Annotated in this window: 14 protein-coding genes, 1 rRNA gene and 2 riboswitches; all 15 genes read right to left on the minus strand. The window is 39.3% G+C overall.

Annotated elements, in window-relative coordinates; genetic code table 11:
* A 16S ribosomal RNA gene (locus IQI_RS02410) occupies positions 1 to 337 on the minus strand; the annotation flags it as partial.
* Between the two features lie 488 nt (positions 338 to 825).
* Positions 826 to 2,895 (minus strand): glucose-specific PTS transporter subunit IIBC, encoded by a 2,070-nt coding sequence (gene ptsG, locus IQI_RS02415; RefSeq protein ID WP_064091153.1) that lies wholly within the window; start codon positions 2,893 to 2,895, stop codon positions 826 to 828.
* 182 nt (positions 2,896 to 3,077) lie between these two features.
* On the minus strand, positions 3,078 to 3,920 hold the full coding sequence (gene glcT, locus IQI_RS02420; protein ID WP_064091154.1) for a glucose PTS transporter transcription antiterminator GlcT: 843 nt from the start codon (positions 3,918 to 3,920) through the stop codon (positions 3,078 to 3,080).
* A gap of 151 nt (positions 3,921 to 4,071) precedes the next feature.
* Entirely contained in the window at positions 4,072 to 5,406 is a 1,335-nt protein-coding gene (locus tag IQI_RS02425) for an NCS2 family permease (RefSeq protein ID WP_064091155.1), read from the minus strand.
* Positions 5,407 to 5,555: 149 nt separating this feature from the next.
* Positions 5,556 to 5,657: riboswitch (purine riboswitch) on the minus strand.
* Positions 5,658 to 5,791: 134 nt separating this feature from the next.
* On the minus strand, positions 5,792 to 7,345 hold the full coding sequence (gene guaA / locus IQI_RS02430; RefSeq protein ID WP_064091156.1) for a glutamine-hydrolyzing GMP synthase: 1,554 nt from the start codon (positions 7,343 to 7,345) through the stop codon (positions 5,792 to 5,794).
* Between the two features lie 178 nt (positions 7,346 to 7,523).
* Positions 7,524 to 7,625: riboswitch (purine riboswitch) on the minus strand.
* 40 nt (positions 7,626 to 7,665) lie between these two features.
* Complete coding sequence (locus tag IQI_RS02435) at positions 7,666 to 9,867, minus strand: transglutaminase TgpA family protein (RefSeq protein ID WP_064091157.1); 2,202 nt, start codon at positions 9,865 to 9,867, stop codon at positions 7,666 to 7,668.
* Positions 9,864 to 11,081: a DUF58 domain-containing protein gene (locus IQI_RS02440; protein ID WP_064091158.1), complete on the minus strand. Its 1,218-nt coding sequence runs from the start codon at positions 11,079 to 11,081 to the stop codon at positions 9,864 to 9,866. The genes IQI_RS02435 and IQI_RS02440 overlap by 4 nt, the downstream gene beginning before the upstream one ends.
* Before the next feature lies 1 nt (position 11,082).
* Entirely contained in the window at positions 11,083 to 12,039 is a 957-nt protein-coding gene (locus IQI_RS02445; RefSeq protein WP_064091159.1) for an AAA family ATPase, read from the minus strand.
* 220 nt (positions 12,040 to 12,259) lie between these two features.
* The gene (gene nadE / locus IQI_RS02450; RefSeq protein WP_064091160.1) at positions 12,260 to 13,087 is read right to left on the minus strand and encodes an ammonia-dependent NAD(+) synthetase; all 828 of its coding nucleotides are present in this window, start codon (positions 13,085 to 13,087) and stop codon (positions 12,260 to 12,262) included.
* A gap of 75 nt (positions 13,088 to 13,162) precedes the next feature.
* Positions 13,163 to 14,629, minus strand: coding sequence for a nicotinate phosphoribosyltransferase (locus tag IQI_RS02455; RefSeq protein WP_064091161.1), 1,467 nt, complete (start codon positions 14,627 to 14,629; stop codon positions 13,163 to 13,165).
* Between the two features lie 377 nt (positions 14,630 to 15,006).
* Positions 15,007 to 16,203: an alanyl-tRNA editing protein gene (locus IQI_RS02460; protein WP_064091162.1), complete on the minus strand. Its 1,197-nt coding sequence runs from the start codon at positions 16,201 to 16,203 to the stop codon at positions 15,007 to 15,009.
* Between the two features lie 72 nt (positions 16,204 to 16,275).
* Positions 16,276 to 16,431 (minus strand): hypothetical protein, encoded by a 156-nt coding sequence (locus IQI_RS20490; protein ID WP_156509817.1) that lies wholly within the window; start codon positions 16,429 to 16,431, stop codon positions 16,276 to 16,278.
* Between the two features lie 477 nt (positions 16,432 to 16,908).
* The gene (gene rbsK, locus IQI_RS02465; protein WP_064091163.1) at positions 16,909 to 17,829 is read right to left on the minus strand and encodes a ribokinase; all 921 of its coding nucleotides are present in this window, start codon (positions 17,827 to 17,829) and stop codon (positions 16,909 to 16,911) included.
* Positions 17,830 to 17,849: 20 nt separating this feature from the next.
* Positions 17,850 to 18,866, minus strand: coding sequence for an aldose 1-epimerase family protein (locus tag IQI_RS02470; RefSeq protein WP_064091164.1), 1,017 nt, complete (start codon positions 18,864 to 18,866; stop codon positions 17,850 to 17,852).
* A gap of 66 nt (positions 18,867 to 18,932) precedes the next feature.
* Positions 18,933 to 20,267 carry an L-fucose:H+ symporter permease gene (gene fucP, locus IQI_RS02475; RefSeq protein ID WP_064091165.1) on the minus strand — a complete coding sequence of 445 codons (1,335 nt, stop codon included), beginning with the start codon at positions 20,265 to 20,267 and terminating at the stop codon, positions 18,933 to 18,935.
* Positions 20,268 to 20,280 lie beyond the last annotated feature (13 nt).

Below are 20,280 nucleotides of genomic sequence, written 5' to 3' on the forward strand. Positions count from 1 at the left end.
GTGTCTCAGTCCCAGTGTGGCCGATCACCCTCTCAGGTCGGCTACGCATCGTCGCCTTGGTGAGCCGTTACCTCACCAACTAGCTAATGCGCCGCGGGTCCATCTGTAAGTGGTAGCTAAAAGCCACCTTTCAACATTTCCTCATGCGAGGAAATGAATTATTCGGTATTAGCCCCGGTTTCCCGGAGTTATCCCAATCTTACAGGCAGGTTACCCACGTGTTACTCACCCGTCCGCCGCTGATATCAGGGAGCAAGCTCCCATCAATCCGCTCGACTTGCATGTATTAGGCACGCCGCCAGCGTTCGTCCTGAGCCAGGATCAAACTCTCCGATAAAAGTTTGAATAGCTCTTGTGTTACTTGTAAATCTAGAATTAACGTTGACGTTTTGTCTTGTTTTGTTCAGTTTTCAAGGTTCAATGTGTTGCGTTCGCTTCGTCTGAAGCAACTTAACCATCATATCAAGAATACAGTGTGTTTGTCAACAACTATTTTGAAATAATTTTTCATTTCTTTTTTTGTTGATTATTTGTACGCTGCTCTTTTGCGACGGTTTTTAAAGTATACCAAGCTATTAGATTATCGTCAACACTTTTAATAGAATTTCTTCATAAAACTTTCATCTTTATTAATAGAGTACACATCGAACCTAGTCATACCAACACCTCATTATCTAAATCCAACTCTACTGATAGTTATGATAAAAAAAGAATATAATAAATTGCATTCGTTTACTAGACCATTATATAGAAGAAACTAAATAATATTTCTGCAAACAAAAAACGAGCCACCCTATAAAAGGCGGCTCGTTTCACTTCTCTCATCTAGTCAATCTTAATGATGTTTTCATCGTTACGATTGATTTTACCTGTTTTCTCCACTGTTACTTGCTGACCTTCTTTAAGGTTAGTAAAGACGATTGGTGTCATAATAGAAGGTGCGTTTTCTTTAATGTAGTCAAGATCTACTTCTAGTAGTGGTTGACCCGCTTCTACTTGGTCCCCTTCTTTCACTAGAGCTTCGAATCCTTTACCTTCTAATTTCACTGTATCGATACCAACATGGATCAATACTTCACGACCTGCTTTAGACTCTAATCCAATAGCATGCTTCGTTGGGAATACGTTCACTACTTTACCCGCTACAGGAGAAATGATTGTTCCTTCAGTAGGAAGGATAGCAAAACCGTCACCCATCATTTTCCCAGAGAAAACTTGATCTGGAACTTCTGTAATATCTTTAATTTCACCCGTGATAGGAGCTACAAATTTTTCATTGTTTCTCTCTTCTTGAAGTGCATCCGGGTTAACTTCTTCAATTTGTTGTTCTACTTCTTCATTTGCACTTGTTTCTACTCTACGAGGTGCTTTACCACGCATAATGTCTTGCATCTGTGATTTCAATGTGTCTGATTTAGGTCCAAAGATGGCTTGAATGCTGTTACCAACTTCAAGTACTCCAGATGCACCTAATTTCTTCAGACGATTTTTATTCACGTTCTTCGAGTCATTAACAGATACACGGAGACGAGTAATACACGCATCTAAGTGAGCGATATTTTCTTCTCCACCTAGAGCTTCTAATACATTGTATGGAAGATCTCCAGCTGTGTTTGTTGTCGCACCTTCTTCATCATCTTCAACCTCTTCACGACCAGGAGTCATTAGGTTGAATTTGCGGATGGCAAAACGGAATCCAAAGTAGTAAATAACTGCAAAGACGATTCCAACCGGGATAACGATCCATGCATTTGTTTGAGGGTTGATTAATCCGAATAGAATATAATCAATTAATCCACCAGAGAACGTCATACCTATTTTTACATCTAACAGATGCATTGTTAAGAAAGATAAACCTGCAAAAATTGTATGGATACCGAATAGTACTGGAGCTACGAATAAGAATGAGAATTCAATCGGCTCTGTGATACCCGTTAAGAAAGATGTTAAAGCAGCAGAAGCCATGATTCCACCAACAACTGCTTTACGCTCAGGCTTAGCTTCGTGGTAAATTGCTAAAGCCGCAGCAGGAAGTCCAAACATCATGAATGGGAATTTACCAGTCATGAACGTACCAGCTGTTAAATCTTGAACACCATCTTGAATTTGTTTCATGAATATAGCTTGGTCTCCACGCACAATGTTTCCTGCTTCAGATGTATAAGATCCGAATTCAAACCAGAAAGGCGCGTAGAAAATGTGATGAAGTCCGAATGGAATTAATGAACGTTCAACTACACCGAATACAAATGCTGCAAACGCTCTGTTTTCATTAAGCATAAAGTTAGAGAATGTGTTAAGTCCATTTTGGACCGGTGGCCAAATTACTAACATTAATAGACCAAGGATAACTGCAGATGCTGCAGTTACAATCGGAACAAATCGTTTTCCTGCGAAGAACCCTAAATAAGAAGGAAGCTCAATCTGATAGAAACGATTGTACATGTAAGCTGCAAGTATACCTACTATAATACCACCGAATACTCCTGTTTGAAGTGTCGGAATTCCCAGTACTAATGAGTAAGCAGGGTCTACACCTTCACCTGTTACATCTCCAATGCCAAGTCCTTCAACTGTTCCCATCGTTACGTTCATAATTAAGAAACCAACGATAGCGGCTAAACCAGCTACTCCTTCACCACCAGCTAAACCAATGGCTACCCCAACTGCGAAGAGGAGTGCTAAGTTTCCAAAGATAATTCCACCTGCTTGTTCCATTACGCTTGCAACCATTTCAACACCGCCGTTTGCAAGGAACGGAGCAAGTTCTAATAGTGTCGGATTCTGAAGGGCATTACCAAATGCCAGTAAAAGTCCAGCTGCAGGTAAAATAGCAACAGGAAGCATTAAAGCTTTTCCGACTTTTTGTAAAACGCCAAAAGCCTTTTTAAACATATGAGTTTCCTCCTTTTTTTCTATTCATTTTTTCAGCTAATTAGATGATGATTGCAAACAAAAAAGGCATGAGAAAAGAGGATAATGAACGTATAAGGATAGACTACCCCAAATTATACGTTTCAATCATCTTCTTCACTCATGCCTGATCGAATCAGTAACACGTAAGAAAGATAAGTGCTTTACTTTACTTTATTTTGAATACGCTGCAAATGCATAGTTAGGTAAACAGCCTCTGCATCGTAGACGGGTTTTTGTAATGTTTGCTGCATCATCTTGATCAGCTTCCAAGATAAATTATAGCAGATAGGGTATTCTTCTTTCAACAGTTTTGCAATCTTTTCTGGTTCTTCGACTTTTTCTCCTCGCAAAACACGCTCTATTGTATAACGAATATGTCGAACAAGCCTCATATAATCAACACTGTCTTTATTAATTTCCACTTCCAGCTGTTGTTCAATCATTCCCGTCAGACGAGATATCAGCTGTGAGTGTTGATTAACTTCAGAAAGATCTTTATTCATCATAGCACTATGAATATGAAGAGCAATGAAACCTACTTCACCTTCCGGAAGGTGAACCTCTGTCATCTCATTGATCATAGCTACAACTTCTCTGGCTATTTCGTATTCAAAGGGATACAGGGTTTTCGTTTCCACTAAAAAGGGATTTCGAACCTCCATTCCTCTCATGAGTCGATTAATAGCAAAAAGGATATGGTCAGTCAGGGCAATATGAATATGCTCATTTAAAAATGAGTTCGTTCTTTTCCTTATTAATTCAATGGCAGAAATAATGACATTAGACATATCGTCGTTTAGGAAAGGAAGAAGGTTTTTGTACTGTTCCTGCTCCTTTTCTCCTTTTAAAACAAACATTTTTTCTGCTATATCGTTTTGAATGGGGTCCCCTTTTTTACGGTTAAACCCTATTCCTTTACCAATCAGAACAACTTCACCGTAACTTTCATGCTCGGCTATTAAAACATTGTTATTCAGTGCTTTATTCACATTTAAAGTGGACATAGACATTCTCCCTATATATTCGACCATTTTCGACACTTTCCGATTCCATGATTTTAACGAACTCTCACGTTTTTTTCAATTCTTTCTTTCATTATAATAGATTCTTCCAAAAATAGAAAAGAAGCTGATCTCGAAAGACCAGCTCTATGCATTACACCAAGAAAAGAAAATACAGTACAAAGATGACAAACAGGAGATACATGATAGGGTGGATATCTTTCCTACGCCCTTTCATGATCATCGTAATCGGGTAGAAAATAAACCCTATGGCGATCCCTGTTGCGATACTATATGTCAGTGGCATCGCCACTATCGTTAGGAATGCGGGAACTGCCACCTCAAATTTCTTCCAATCAATTTCCCCTAATGATGAAACCATTAACACCCCAACAATGATAAGAGCTGGTGCAGTGACTGGGGCCGTTATGACCGCTAGTACAGGAAAAAAGAAAATGGAAAGTAAGAATAGAACTCCTGTTACTACAGATGCAAATCCGGTTCTCGCACCTGCCGCTACCCCGGCGGATGACTCAATGTAGGAAGTGGTTGTTGACGTACCAAGAATAGCACCGACAACCGTCGCACATGAATCGGCGAATAATGCTTTACCTGCACGTGGTAATTTATTGTTTTTCATTAATCCTGCTTGATTTGCAACAGCAACCAGCGTGCCAGCTGTATCAAAGAAATCAACGAATAAGAAAGTCAGAACAACTACTAACATTTGGATTGTGAATATACTGCCAGCATCGTTAAACAATGGGTCAAGAGCTGCCCCAAATGTCGGCGCTAGACTCGGTGCTGCATCTACTACTTTTGTTGGCATGTCAATCAACCCGACAATCATACCGACAATAGTAGTGACGACCATCCCGATGAAAATACCGCCTTTAACTCCTCTTGTCATTAAAATGACGGTAACAACAATACCAAAGATAGCAAGCAATGTTGGTCCTTTTGTCAGGTCCCCTAAACCAACTAATACTGCATCATTATTAACAATTATCCCTGCATTTTGAAAACCAATGAATGTAATAAATAATCCAATACCTGCTCCAACTGCATATTTCAATTCAGAAGGAATCGCATTAATAATTTTCTCTCGAATTCCTGATAGTGTTAACGCAATGAAAATGAGCCCTGAAATCAAGACCCCTGTAAGAGCTGATTGCCACGGAACCCCCATTGTCAAAACAACCGTGTAGGCGAAGAATGCGTTCAGCCCCATTCCAGGAGCTAACGCAATGGGATATTTGGCCAGGAGCCCCATAATCAATGAACCGATAGCAGCCGCTAAAGCTGTTGCTACAAATACGGCTCCAGCATCCATCCTCATACTATCTGGAAGATCTGGTACGGATTGAAGTGTTAGCGTAAGTGGATTAACGATCAATATATAAGCCATTGATAAAAACGTTGTTAAACCACCTATTACTTCTCTTCTATAATTGGTTCCTAACTGTTCAAACTGAAAGAACTTTTTCATTATTTTTCTCCCTCCAATAAGACGTCGCAGGATGGTGAAACATTTAACTTTGCTCCAATAAAAAAAGTCCTGAACTACCCGAGTTCAGGACTTAGACTATAAAGATAACAGATGAATAGGACTGAAAAATGAGATTAAACAATTGACGGTCCTAGTATCAATCACCTCGTAGTCAAGCCATTTACGGTAGCTTGGTAGAAACGCTCGGGCCCTATTCCCGAAATTATACGACGTAATACTATTATAATGTTTTTTATGATTACGGTACTATTGTACCAACCTTAAACATGACCGTCAATAGAATATACGAACATTTTGTTATTTTTTAAAATGAACGTTCGTGTTCGTCAAAATTATCCATATTATGTCGAATCCTACCGAAGCATTATTCCCATTCGATTGTTGCAGGTGGCTTACTCGTTACATCATAGACAACGCGGTTGATATGGTCCACTTCGTTTACAATGCGTGTAGAAATTTTCTCTAATACGTCCCATGGAATGCGAGCCCAATCAGAAGTCATACCATCAATGGATGTAACCGCACGGATTCCTATCGTGTAGTCATAGGTTCTTGCATCTCCCATCACACCTACACTGCGGATGTCAGGCAGGACGGTGAAATATTGCCAAATGTTTCGATCAAGGCCTGCTTTTTTTATTTCATCTCGCAGGATATGGTCAGATTCACGAACAATTTCCAGCTTTTGTTCTGAGATTTCTCCAAGCACACGGATTCCAAGACCAGGACCTGGGAATGGTTGACGCCATACTATATCATCAGGAATTCCAAGCTCTGACCCTAAAGCACGAACCTCATCCTTAAACAATGTGTTCAACGGTTCAATAAGAGTGAATTGCATATCTTCAGGTAACCCACCCACATTGTGGTGAGATTTGATCGTTTGAGCAGTAGCTGTTCCACTCTCAATAATATCGGTATACAAGGTACCCTGGGCTAGATACTCAATACCCTCTAATTTCGTCGCTTCATCATCAAAGACATAAATAAACTCGTTTCCGATAATTTTACGTTTTTGTTCTGGATCGGATACACCTTTTAATTTATTTAAGAATCGATCTTGCGCGTCCACTTTGATGACATTCATGTTGAAGCCTTCAGAGAAAGTTTTCATAACGCTGTCCGCTTCCCCTTTACGAAGGAGGCCGTGATCAACAAATATACAAGTTAACTGGTCACCAATTGCTTTATGAATTAGTACAGCTACAACTGATGAATCCACTCCACCGCTTAGAGCACAAAGAACTTTCTTGTCTCCAACGATTTGACGGATTTTATCCATCTCCATGTCAATGAAGCTTTCCATTGTCCAATCGCCTTCGCAGCCACACACTTCAAAGACAAAGTTCTTAAGCATTTCATTTCCATGTACAGAGTGACGAACCTCTGGATGGAATTGAACAGCATATAGTCCTTTTTCTTCATTACTCATTGAAGCGATCGGACAAGATGGATTCGTTGCATTCACGTCAAACCCTTCAGGAGCCTCTACTACCAGGTCTCCATGACTCATCCAGACTACTTGCTCTTCAGCAAGATTTGAAAACAGCTTTGATTGCTTTTCAATCGTCATGGTCGCCTTACCATACTCACGGTGTTTCGCTCGTTCTACCTTTCCCCCAAAATGCATGGTCATTAATTGCATTCCATAGCAAATCCCCAGGATAGGGATATCTAAATCAAAGATCCGTTCATCACAACGAAAGGAGTCCTCTCCATATACACTGTTGGGTCCTCCAGAAAAAATAATTCCAGTAGGATTCATTTCCTTAATTTCCTCAAGAGTAACTGTATGTGGATGGAGTTCACTATAAACACCAAATTCACGTATTCTTCGTGTAATTAATTGATTGTATTGACTTCCAAAGTCTAAAACAACGATCATTTCTTGATTGTGCAATTCTTCTTTTCCAAGCATTCAGTTCACCTCATTAAAATTGTTTTTAACAGAAAACCTTTTTCCCTGGGCAAGATATGTAAGCCCTGTTGTACTTTTAAATTTTTTAATATTGTTAGCATTCCAAAAAACAATAAAAAAACTAGACTTCGCCTATAAAAAAAGGCAGAATTCTAGTTTTTTTGTACACAAAAATGTCAAATTAGAACACTGCCTTCATAGTCCAGTCATTTAAGGTGACCGGGTAGAAACTTTCGAACCGTATTATCGAGGATATACGAAGGATGCTAACGAACCATATTATTAATTTGACATCATTTTAAACCTTGTTTGAATACTGGTCAACCTGTTGTTCTTTTAATTAAATTTTCCCACAATTCTCTCATCTTAATCCAATCATCATTTGTCGGCTTTTGACCATATAATCTTTTCTCGTAACGGGTGGTTAAACTGGTCATTTCTCTTGTACCAAAGAAGGAGTCAACGTACCTTGAATAACCCCTTAAGGTTTGACCATCTTCCAGCTTTAATCCATATCTACCTAATTGTTTCATAAGAGAAAGATACGCATCTGTGAAGGTATCCTCTGATTTCTTATTTCGATAATAGAAGATTAACACATGAGGTAACCATCGGCGTCTCACGAAATACAATACTATTCCTAAGCCAACCAAACATAAGAAGCCAAACAACATTTTCCCCCAATTATCTTTAATGAACGTTACAGTGTTATCCCAAAGCTTAGCGAGTGAAATGCCCTCACCCTTAGAAGCTTCTTCTTCTTCAGGACCTAACGGCTTTTTCGGTGTTTCTTTTTCTGGTACTGGCGTTTCATCAGTATCTGTATCAGGAACATCTAAGTCATATTTATATGAGACGTTATTACTGAATCCAACAGTAGGTTCAAACGGAACCCACCCTACTTCAGGGAAGAATACTTCAACCCATGAATGGGCATTATTATTTGAAACTTCATAAAGCTTATATTGAGAATCAATCTGACGACTGTATTCACCCTCTGTATAGCCCTTGACCCATCTTGCTGGTATTCCAAGTGAGCGGAGTAGGACAACCATAGAAGTAGAAAAATTATCGCAGTATCCCCTTTGTGATTCAAATAAGAATTGGTCGACATAATCCTGATTTTCTTCTGGAACCGGTACATCAAATTGATCATACACATACGCTTTCTTTGAAAAATAATTTTCTACTTCGCGCACCTTGTCATACCAATTATCCTCTTCTGCTGTAATCTCTACCGCTAAGTCTTTTACTCGTTGTGGAACACTTGCAGGAAGCTGGGTGTACCGATTCACAAACTCAGGAGTTTGCATGATTTCATGGTCTTCATTTGCCGCTTTCATCCGTTTTTGCGAATAGGAAGGAGAACGGTAAGATATTGTGTAGCCCTCTAAGCTCACATTATCATCTGAACTCTCATAACTCGTGATTTTTTCATCAATCACATTAAGGGCAAAATAACCATCTTCATTTCCTGATACCTTTTCAAATCCATAAGGATAGACAATATGAGAATAACGCTGCTCCACCATGACCTTTTCAGATTCCACTTCTTTCTCTTTATCTAATGGATTGATCACAAGTGGCGCTTGTTCATCAGAATTAAAAGGGAGCTTTTTTTGTTCGGTTGGAATAGACTGCTCCCACCCTTTACCCGTATAAAGGTCTTTGGTTTCGATTCTCCAGTAGTGCTCTCTTGTCACTTCTGCATTAAAAACCACTGTGGGATCTCCAATAAACGGACCTCCCAGCTGAGAATCGTCTGAATCATAACCGAGCTTATTTACCCCATTTCCCCCTGCACCTTCTGCAAAGGATTGGATATAAGGAACAGGGTCCGGCCAAATAGGATTCGCCTTTGGAACAGCAAAGGCGATAACGGAACTGACACCAAGCATAACGGTAAGAGGAACTATCCAACGATGCCTGCTCATTTTAGAGCCGAGAAGCATTTCTCCTTGAATTAATCTTTCAAGAGCCAGTAACCCCATTAATAAGAATCCGAAGATGACTACGCGCACAATCGCCTTATCCCCTTCGTAAATGGTGAAAGTGTCAATAACACTGATATACGTTACGGTCATAATGTAAAAAAGTAAAATCGTTTTCCGAACGGATAACCAATAATAGAGTAAATAGGTCATGAGCCAAAGCAAAATAAAAAAGAGCAGGCTGCGATAAACAAAGGACAGGTCTGGCCATTGACGGCCAAAGGTCAGTAGAATATTTACCCATAGATCCTTTAGAAATTCACCTAGCCACAGGAAGCTAAAAAATGATCCAGTGAAATACAGTGAATGCAAAGAGAATAAGATAAAGATGCTCTTTACACTTGCTGTTAAAAAATAATGGAGCCGGAAATAAGATAGGATGAGACTCAAAGCAATAAATACCACGAAATAGGTAAGACTACCTGTATCCGTGATCACTTTTAGTGGCTTTAACCACTCCCATAACAAAAGAAACCCGAAAAAATAAATCATAATGGTATAGAATGTATGTTTTGACGTTTCATGTCTCATGCTCGCTTCACCTCCATAAACGCTGAAGAGAAGTCACCTTCAAAGCAAACTCTTACCCTAATACCTCGTGCCGCCGCATAGGCTTTCATGGATTTTTCTTCAGCAGTATACACATCTCCTCTTTCTTTCACTAGGAAAATGACCACAGCACTGTTTCGTTTAGCATAATTATTAATACTTAAGATCATTTTTTTCGAAATCTTGGAGGTCACAAACAGCACAGAGGCAGATTGTGAATAATTCAAGCCCTCTCCTTGCAACACCTTTCCTAAGGGGAAACGACTGTTTGGGAGTACCTTAGCTAAGTGATAATAGAGCTGCCTTTGATGAGCCTCTCCTCCACGAATCGGAAAAGAAACATGATCCTCTCCAATGGACACCATACCTACCTGGGCTCCTTTTTTAATAATGGAGCGAACCATGGAAGCTGTAAACGTAACCATTGGTTCAAAGACAGAAGAATACTCACGATCTAAAACAATTAACACATCATGAGATTGACGTTCTTCAAACTCTTTCGTCATGAGTTCATTGGTTCTGGCAAAGGTTTTCCAGTGAATCCACGAAAAACGGTCCCCTGGTTGATATTCGCGAATCCCTGTTGCCATCGTAGTATCTTTTTGAATCTTTACATTTGAGGTCGTCATCCCTTGATCGTACCGGTTTTCGAGCGGACGATAGACGACATCTACAAAGGATGGATAAACAAGGAGTTTATTATGGCAGTCGATGGTTGTTTCTTTTTCAAATACTCCAAAGAAATCCCCTGTGCGAAATCGAACAGCAGAAAAAATGTGCTCACCTCGAGGCAATTCGTCTACGTAATACGTCAGCTTAATATGCCTTCTAAAGCCTGGATAAATCATTGATTTCGCTTTTCGAAAGGACGACTGGTGAAAAACCGAGTCTGTGACAACATCCTCTAACACCATATAAAATAGCGGAAATGGAATTTTACGAGCTAGAGTAATGGTCACCTTCAGTTCATCCCCTGCCTTGTAATCCATTGTTTCGAATTTCCTCTCCACGTAGAAATCTGATAAAGGATAAAGAAAAATGAGAACAGAATATAAAGCAAATGGAATAAAGCTATAAAATAAAAACCAACTAACAAATCCGCCTTGAAACATAGCATAGGAGAACGTTACACCTATTAAAACGAGGAGTAGAAGAAACTTCCCTATCGGCTTTAATAATTGAAGTTTTTTCTTCATACTATCTCACAAGCCTTTGAACCGGGACGGGAATACGAGCCATCACTCTCTCCACTACGTCCTCCGGTGTGATACCTTCATAGCGCGCTTCAGATTTCATAATAATTCTGTGAGAAAACACAAATGGTGCTAAGTATTGAACGTCATCGGGCACGACATAGTCTCTTCCTCTTAAATACGCATATGCTTGACATGCCTTCATTAAAGCAATCGACCCACGCGGACTTGCTCCTAAGTAAACATTGGCATGAATCCGAGTACGATTGGCAATCTCAACAATGTATTTTTTAATGGTGTCATCCACTAATACTTCCTTCACTTCACTTTGAATCAAGCGAAGCTCTTCTAATGACATGACGGACTCTAAATCGTCAATCGGTGGATTTTTCTGCGCACGATGAAGTACTTCCATTTCTTCGTTTGGCTCTGGATAACCCATTTTCATTTTTAACAAAAAGCGATCCAATTGAGCTTCCGGAAGAGGATACGTTCCTTCATATTCAATCGGATTCTGTGTCGCCATTACAAAGAATGGTTTATCCAGCTTTCGCGTCATACCGTCGATGGTGACACTACTCTCTTCCATTCCTTCCAATAAAGCCGATTGAGTTTTAGGTGACGTACGATTAATTTCATCTGCTAAAATAATATTCCCCATAATCGGTCCAGGTCTAAAGTTAAATTCCATTTCCTTTGGATTATAAATGGAAACTCCGATTACATCCGATGGCAATAAATCAGGTGTGAACTGAATACGTTTAAAGCTAGCTCCAACTGACTTGGCCAGAGCACGAACCATCATGGTTTTCCCCACTCCCGGCACATCCTCAAGCAAAACATGCCCACCAGCCAGCAAGGAAACAACACTAAGCTCAGCTACCTGTCTCTTTCCGATCATTACTTTTTCTATATTTTCAATAATGCCTTGCAACTTTGGATTCAACATATCCTGTGTCATCTTACCCCTCCAGATATAAAACTGTAATAATATATCCCTTAACTATTACTACTTTCGTGCCAAATGGAAAAGAATCCTCTTTATTTGTTGAAAATTTATTGAAATATTAGGAAATTTGTCATATAAGGGAGTGCTCCTGTCGAATAACCTTTGTTTCTTTTGGAGGTCCGTCCCTCAACACAAGAAAAGCCAGCTCTGATTAAGAGCTGGCTTTCTTTGGTTATTTCCAAAAATCATCAAACACTGTTACAGGTAGATGACGTTTATGCTTTGTTTTTAAATAGTGGCCTTCGATGATTTCCTTTACTTCTGGAGACACTTCTTTTCCTTCTAAATAGTCATCCAGTTGATCATAGGTTACGCCAAGTGCTTCTTCATCTGGAAGCTGAGGGCGATTTTCTTCTAAATCTGCCGTTGGCTTTTTGTTGTAGAGGTGTTCTGGACACCCGAGCTCCTTTAAGAGCATTTTCCCCTGGCGCTTATTTAAACGGAAAAGAGGAACTAAGTCTGCTGCACCGTCTCCAAACTTTGTATAAAAACCGGTGACAGCTTCTGCTGAATGGTCCGTCCCTAATACGACTCCATTTTTCATGGCCGCAATGGCGAATTGCACCTTCATCCGTTCACGGGCTTTTTCATTTCCTTTAACAAAATCAGAAAGCTCGATTCCGTTTTTCTTTAATGTTGCGACGCTGGCATCAACAGCCGATTGAATATTAACCGTTAACGGCACCGATGGATCAATGAACTTCACGGCATCAATCGCATCCTTGGCATCCCCTTGCTCTCCATAGGGAAGTCGAACGGCATAAAAATTATAATCTCTTGAGCCCGTTTCTTCATTCATTTCATTAATGGCCATTTGAGCAAGCTTTCCTAATAAAGTAGAATCCTGTCCGCCGGAAATCCCAAGCACTAAGCTTCTTAAAAAGGTATGCTTTTTCAAATAATCCTTCATAAAATCTACGCTGCGACGAATTTCTTCTTTCGGATTAATTTCTGGACTTACCATCATTTCCTCGACGATTTGTTTTTGAAGAGAGTCCATGTTTTCACACTCCATGTTAGGTTTTATTACACCATATTATATCTTTTTATGTTACCCTATCTCAAACAAACTTACCTATTGTTTGAGGGATTTTTCTTTCACATCTTCTTTTATTTGCTTAATAAGCTCCATCTTATTGGTCCAGCACTCTTCACTTAGATCCACAGGATATTCCTCAGGATTCATGGCACGCTTGTACTCATCCCATAATAATGCCAAGTTCTCATTTACAAATGTTCTCATCTTATCTAAAGAAGGTGATTCATAGACAAGCTCTCCCTCTTTAAAAACGTCCACATGTAGCTCTTTTGCTTCGAAATTGGTGATGAATTTGCTTATATACGTGTGAACAGGGTGAAACATCTTCAATCGTTCTTCATCCTGAGGCTTTTCATGTTCCAAGGCAATATAGTCACCTTCAGATTTATGGTTTACCGTATTTATGATACGGTAAATTCTTTTGATTCCAGGAGTCGATACTTTCTCCGCATTACTTGAAATTTTGATCGTATCTTCCATTTCTCCTGCGTCATTTTCAATGGACACAAGCTTATACACCGCTCCAAGGGCCGGTTGGTCAAAGGCTGTGATAAGCTTCGTCCCAACTCCCCATACATCAATCTCAGCCCCTTGAGCCTTAAGGTTTAAAATGGTGTATTCATCTAGGTCATTTGAAGCGATGATCTTGGTTCCAGTAAAACCAGCCTCATCGAGCATTTTCCGAGCTTTCTTAGACAAATAAGCCATGTCTCCACTATCTAAGCGAATACCTTTGAAATTGATTTTATCCCCCAGCTCTTTCGCTACTTTAATCGCCGTTGGCACACCTGATTTTAACGTATCATAGGTATCCACTAAGAACACACAGTCCTTATGACTTTCAGCATACTTATGAAAAGCAGTGTAATCATCCCGATAGGCTTGAACCATGGCATGTGCGTGAGTTCCAGAAACCGGCATACCAAATAACTTTCCAGCACGGACGTTACTGGTGGCATCGAACCCACCAATATAAGCCGCTCTCGTCCCCCAGATTGCCGCATCCAGCTCATGTGCCCGCCTTGTTCCAAACTCCATTACCACTTCATCCTGTACCACCTGTTTAATTCGATTCGCCTTTGTAGCAATCAACGTTTGGTAATTCACGATATTTAATATCGCCGTTTCTAATAATTGAGCCTGCGCAAGAGGAGCCTCTATGCGAACCAATGGGACATTCCCAAAGGAAAGCTCTCCTTCCTCCATGGATCGAATTGCTCCGGTAAAGCGAAGGTCGGATAAATATTGAAGAAACTTCTCTTCATATCCCAATTCTCTCAAATAATCGATATCACTCTCTGAGAAATGAAACTTTTTCACGAAATCAATGATTCGTTCTAACCCAGCAAAAACGGCATATCCATTCCCAAAAGGCAGCTTTCGAAAAAACACTTCAAAAACAGCCTTTCGATTATGATACCCGTCATCCCAATAGGCCTTGGCCATATTGATTTGATACAAGTCTGTATGTAACGCTAAGCTGTCATCTGTATAATGGGTCATCTTTTTTCTCTCCTTATCCTCCAGTTGTCGAACATTCTGTTGTATTCTTTATTTTAACCAATATTGAGGGAAATTCCGAATATATGAGACTTTGGCTCCTTATGAGAGGGTGATTGTATGTTGTAGAAGTTGATAATATCAATAGATAGTTGATATTAAGCAGTCAAAAGTTAAAAATATATTCATGATGAAAAGGAAAGTTGAAAATAAATTCTTGATTGTTGATAATAAATTTCTGGATTTTGATAATAAATCTTTAAAAGTTGATAATAAAATTTTCTTTTAGCTTAAAGACCTCTCTCTTTTCTAGTTTTCACCTAAAAAATAGCAAAAAAATAATAAAGCCACCCAATAAAACGGGCAGCTAGACTAAAATTCTATACGTTTTTCACCATTTCTTGAAGAAGTTCTTCCTTACTCATTAATGCTTCTCCGCCACCTTGAACAAAGGACTCTTTTCCCCCACCTTTCCCATTAATTAATGGAAAGACGTTACGAACAGCTTCTTTTAAATTAACTGTTGGAGATGTCCCCTTTGCTCCAACAAGCTGAAGTTTACCTTCGTTATGAACAACTAACAATACCACTGCATCTTCCTTCTCAGAAGTAATATGTTGGGCAAGCTTTTGAAGCTCTTGAATTGGACGATTCTGATATGCTTTTTGAATCAGAACGTAGTCTGATTGTCTGGTTCCTTCGTTCATCAATTCATCCGCTTCGTAGCTGAAAAGGCGTTCTTTCATATCTTCGATTGTTTTCTCTTGTTCCTTTTGTTTTTCTAGTAATCGCTGAACAACTGAACTCATCGTTTCCTCAGGTACCTGAAGTTGTCCAGTTAATTCTTTAAGAAGTTTATTCTTTTGATGAAGCTGCATGAGCACACGATTCCCACAAACAAATTGAAGACGGATATGACCTTTATGCTTTTCCCAATCGAGGATTTTAATCGCTCCTACCTCACTAGTAGAACGAGGGTGTGTTCCTCCACAACCGTTATAATCAAAGTCTGGAATAATGACTAATCGAATATCATCTGTAACGGTTGGCTGTTTTCGCATGGGATACTGAGACAACTCTGCTTCGGTTATCCATTTTGTTTCAATTGATCTGCTTTCTTGAATGACACGGTTCGCTAACCTCTCTGCTTCTGAGGCTTGTTCTTCCGTTAATTTCTCAACATCCAAGTCTATGGTTAACATCTCTTTACCTAGATGAAAACTGATGGTTTTGAATTGAAGGGCTTCCTCAAAAGCAGCAGATAAAATATGCTGACCGGAATGCTGCTGCATATGATCATATCTTCGCTTCCAATCAACCTCTCCAGCTACTTCGCTTGAAAGCGATTCTAATGGCTCATCTATGTAATGGCGGATTTCACCATCGATTTCTTCTACATTTATTACTTTTCGATTGTTTAAAGTTCCGAGATCAGTGGGCTGCCCTCCCCCTGTTGGGTAAAATGCCGTTTCCTCTAATATGAGATACCATTGATTGTTTTCATCTTTTGGCTGGTCCTTTATGGATGTTGTAAAGGAGTTTATGTAAGCATCCTGATAATAAAGTTTCTTTGTCATGACCATCCCTCTTCCTCATGAAATTCTATCCATACTGTATCATAATGAGGAATCAAACAGGAAGGACACCACTTATTTTTTATGATACCTTTCAATTATATGAATAGGCACAGTTCCTACCTGTTCCCATGGTATTTGCCACCTCTTCTCAAATTCCACCTTTGCGTCCTCGTCTCCATCTATAATTCTTTCTACTATTTCTCTTAGTTTCATTGTTGCGTAACTCATAGGATCACCTGCTTGTTCAAATTGAATTAATATTTTAAAAAAGTATACATAGAGAATACGTAAGAAATTTCGAGAAGGATCACTTGTATGTTACTTTTTACCTATTTTTTAATAAAGATAAACCTTTGAACTGTTTCCTTTTAAAGAAAGAGGTCACTCCATATGGAGTGACCTCTTTTTGACTAGAATTTGCTAGTGGAGGGGGCAGATTACATCAGCCCCCATTCTCTTAGTAATTGAAATACTTAAATATGAGGCATGAAAACGCCTATATTATTGGTGCTTAAATAAGATATAAGTATTAATAAACAATATCCAGTCAATTAAAAGACATGCTAAGAAGTAATGCTGATGGAAAGGACATAGTTTAAGGCTTTCATAATGGGATTATTTCTCTTTTTTCCTTAAGTCTCTTTTCCTGATTTCGATAGGATTCTTCAATCATTTCTTCATCGGCTTTTTTGCACACCTACTATTTTAAGCTCTCATAGCCACTAATTGCTCTACTTCATCCAAACTTGGATAAGATGCTTGTGTGCCACGCTTTGTTACGCTTAATGCAGCAAAAGCAGTGGCCATTTTGATCGCATGGGATACATCACCATCTTTTGCAAGATAATGAGCAAAACAACCTGTAAAAGCATCTCCGGCCCCAGTTGTGTCAATAGCAGATACCTTATGTGAGTTAACCATCTGTACATCTTCTTTGGTCACCCACATAACACCTCGGCTACCCATGGTAACAATTACATCTTTGACTCCTTTATTAATTAACGTACTAGCAGCAGCTTTGATTTGTTCTTCTGTTTTAACAGGCATCCCTGTCAAGATTTCCAGTTCACTTTCATTTGGAATGAAAAAATCACATTTGCATACATAACTGAAATCTAGATCCTTTGATGCTGGTGCAGGATTCAGAATAACTGGAATTCCATGTTCATTTCCAAATTCAATTGCTCGATAAATCGTCTGGAGCGGAATTTCAAGTTGCAGAACAATCAAAGAACATTGTTTCAACTTCTCTGCAGCCAGATCGACATCCTCCGGCGAAAGGTACTGATTTGCTCCCTTGATGATTAAGATGCGGTTTTGAGATTCTGGATCTACAAAAATCGGCGCTACTCCACTTGATGTACCGGGAACTTTATGAGTATACTCCGTGTCAATTCCATAACTTTCAAGATTTTGAATTGTATTATCCGCAAAAAGATCATCACCAACCTTTGTGACCATCATAACATCGGAACCCATTTTTGCAGCTGCGACTGCCTGGTTTGCTCCTTTACCACCACAACCAATTTCAAAATCTGGAGCCTCAAGCGTTTCCCCTTCTTTTGGCATGTTATCAATATATGAAATGAGATCCACCATATTAGAACCTATCACTGCTATATCCATGTAATTACCTCCTTATTTTCTTATTTTTTCCCTGTTACTACTGTAAAAGATTTTTCTTCACCAGCACCTAGTTTCAATAACGTACCGCATCTTTCTGCAGCAAGAAAACCTTCTGGTCTGCAGGTTGCCGGTAGTACGAAAGCTCCAACCTGTTGGTCTTGATTATGTAATATCCAGCGCGTTCCGTAATTCAATTCTTTTGTAGAAAATCTAGTGAAAAATGCAATTCCATTAGAAGAAACTATTTCAAATTCTGCTTCATCTTGATATTGGTTCAATTCATCAGCAAAAAAAACAATCTCTGGATCAAACATGTCGGGTTGAGTTAAAGCTGTTATCGTTTCTTCTCCACTAAGGAGCTTTTTATTGTATTCCAACCATTTCTCAGTCGGCTTCACATGGTCAGGTATCGACTCTCTGAGCTCAAATGCACCATCTGGAATATTTTGCTTCATAACCGCATTTTCAAGATACGCATAGTTTGTGTGACACATATATTGAAGTGGCATATCTGCTCCAGAAAGATTTTTGACTGTCATATTCATTTCAACAAATGATTGTTCATTGAAAATTTTTATCGATGGGCGTGCAAGGTAATGGTGTCCAAACCCTTTCACATACTCTACCTCGCTGCAGACTTTAATGCCGTCGTCCATAATCTCAAGCCAGGATCTATCCATTTCCGCACATGGCATTTCACCATGAAGATCATGTGTGTCCTCATCGCCTGGGCAACCGTTGCTGATCAATCCTGAGTGAAAAGCAAAGCATCCATATGTATCTACAACACTATCTGCCTTTTTCGGCTGGGAGAACATGTTTTTCATTTTCAAATCTACTCCATCAAATTCCAAGTCCCAAACCATCTGACCCATATAAGGAAGAACAACCATTCTACCACGTGAATTTTTAAGCTCAATTGCTTCCACACCTGACGGATAACGGAATAGATTTACTGTCATTTCATCATTTTGAAAAATCGTCTTACTACTATCTGTATAATAATTACGCTGCAACTCAATTATTCCTGATGTCATTTCGAATCGTCTCCTATGTTAATATGAGGCAGTCGGAATTCGACTGCCTTTACAAATTAGTTTTTACTAAGCCACTTCTCCTTCTTCATTCTGACCTGCCGCTTTCTGCTTCATTTTATTCAAGAAATAAAAGCCAACATAGATAAAGCATGCCATAGGGATAAGGAATGAGAGCTGCATTGAATTTAGCAGGTCCGATGCAAATCCTTGTGCTACCGGAATTACTGCTCCCCCAACTATTGCCATGACTAGGATTGCTCCACCTAATTCTTTATATTTATCCTCAATAACTTCAAGCGTTCCCGCATAAATAGTCGGCCAACATGGTCCAAACAATAAGCTTACAAGCACCGCAGCATACACCGCAGTAATATTTGGAACTAACGCTACATAGGCAAGCATTGCTGCCCCGATAATTGAATAAACAAACAAGACTTTTGACGGAGTGAAGCGAGCCATTAGGAAGTTAGCAATGAACTTTCCAACAAAGAAAGCAATAAAGCTAAACACCATGAAATTTGAAGCAATACGTTCATTAAAATCCAGATTTAAGTCAAGGGCCAGACGAATTGTAAATGACCATACCGCAACCTGCATTCCAACGTATAAAAACTGGGCTGCAATCCCTTTACGAAATCTTTTGTTCCCACCAAGATACTTAAGAGTTTGTAGCAAGTTTGGTGATTTTGTGGAAGTCTTCGCTTGCTCAGAAACTGGTTTACATGAAGGGAATTTAGTTAAAATAAATAAAATCAATACACCCACTAGGACAAAAATTATATATTTGTATGGTTCAAGCGTATGCTGTAGCATCTGTATCCCAAAAACTTTTGCTTCTTCAGGAGACATAGTGGCCATTTGCGCCTCAAGACTTGCACCTTCCTGAAAAACAAGGTACTTTCCTAGCAAGATACCAGAAATCGCACCAATTGGATAAAAAGTTTGACTAATGTTTAAGCGAAGAGTTGCGAACTGACGCGGTCCAATCATAGAACTGTATGTGTTTGCAGCTGTTTCAAGAAAACCAAGACCGATGGCAATTGAAAAAATTGCAAACAAGAACATCATATACGTTGCCATCTCCGAAGCCGGATAAAAAAATATACATCCTGCAATATAAAACAGTAACCCTGTAATAATTCCAAACTTATAGTTTGTCTTTTTAATGACCATTGAAGCTGGTATTGCTATAAGAAAATATCCGCCATAGAATGCACTTTGAACAAAAGCACTCGCGAAATCACTTAACTCAAATACATGCTTAAACTGTGTGATTAGGATATCATTCAAGCTTGCTGCTACTGCCCATAACGGGAACAGCAGAGATAGTAGGATAAACTGAAAAATGGGGGTTCGGTTCAAATATCCATCCGGTAACTGAATCAAGTTTTTGTTTGTCATTATGATTTCTCCT

It is taken from the genome of Rossellomorea aquimaris TF-12, from assembly GCF_001648555.1.
Taxonomy (GTDB): Bacteria; Bacillota; Bacilli; order Bacillales; family Bacillaceae_B; genus Rossellomorea; species Rossellomorea aquimaris.

Bases quoted from the DNA above. Each gene is read 5' to 3' on its own strand.
- IQI_RS02425 (WP_064091155.1), bottom strand. From the start codon at position 5,406: ATGAAAAAGTTCTTTCAGTTTGAACAGTTAGGAACCAATTATAGAAGA.
- IQI_RS20490 (WP_156509817.1), bottom strand. From the start codon at position 16,431: ATGAGTTACGCAACAATGAAACTAAGAGAAATAGTAGAAAGAATTATA.
- IQI_RS02445 (WP_064091159.1), bottom strand. From the start codon at position 12,039: ATGACACAGGATATGTTGAATCCAAAGTTGCAAGGCATTATTGAAAAT.
- nadE (WP_064091160.1), bottom strand. From the start codon at position 13,087: ATGGACTCTCTTCAAAAACAAATCGTCGAGGAAATGATGGTAAGTCCA.
- guaA (WP_064091156.1), bottom strand. From the start codon at position 7,345: ATGCTTGGAAAAGAAGAATTGCACAATCAAGAAATGATCGTTGTTTTA.
- IQI_RS02440 (WP_064091158.1), bottom strand. From the start codon at position 11,081: ATGAAGAAAAAACTTCAATTATTAAAGCCGATAGGGAAGTTTCTTCTA.
- rbsK (WP_064091163.1), bottom strand. From the start codon at position 17,829: ATGGATATAGCAGTGATAGGTTCTAATATGGTGGATCTCATTTCATAT.
- IQI_RS02460 (WP_064091162.1), bottom strand. From the start codon at position 16,203: ATGACAAAGAAACTTTATTATCAGGATGCTTACATAAACTCCTTTACA.
- IQI_RS02470 (WP_064091164.1), bottom strand. From the start codon at position 18,866: ATGACATCAGGAATAATTGAGTTGCAGCGTAATTATTATACAGATAGT.
- glcT (WP_064091154.1), bottom strand. From the start codon at position 3,920: ATGTCCACTTTAAATGTGAATAAAGCACTGAATAACAATGTTTTAATA.
- IQI_RS02435 (WP_064091157.1), bottom strand. From the start codon at position 9,867: ATGAGACATGAAACGTCAAAACATACATTCTATACCATTATGATTTAT.
- fucP (WP_064091165.1), bottom strand. From the start codon at position 20,267: ATGACAAACAAAAACTTGATTCAGTTACCGGATGGATATTTGAACCGA.
- ptsG (WP_064091153.1), bottom strand. From the start codon at position 2,895: ATGTTTAAAAAGGCTTTTGGCGTTTTACAAAAAGTCGGAAAAGCTTTA.
- IQI_RS02455 (WP_064091161.1), bottom strand. From the start codon at position 14,629: ATGACCCATTATACAGATGACAGCTTAGCGTTACATACAGACTTGTAT.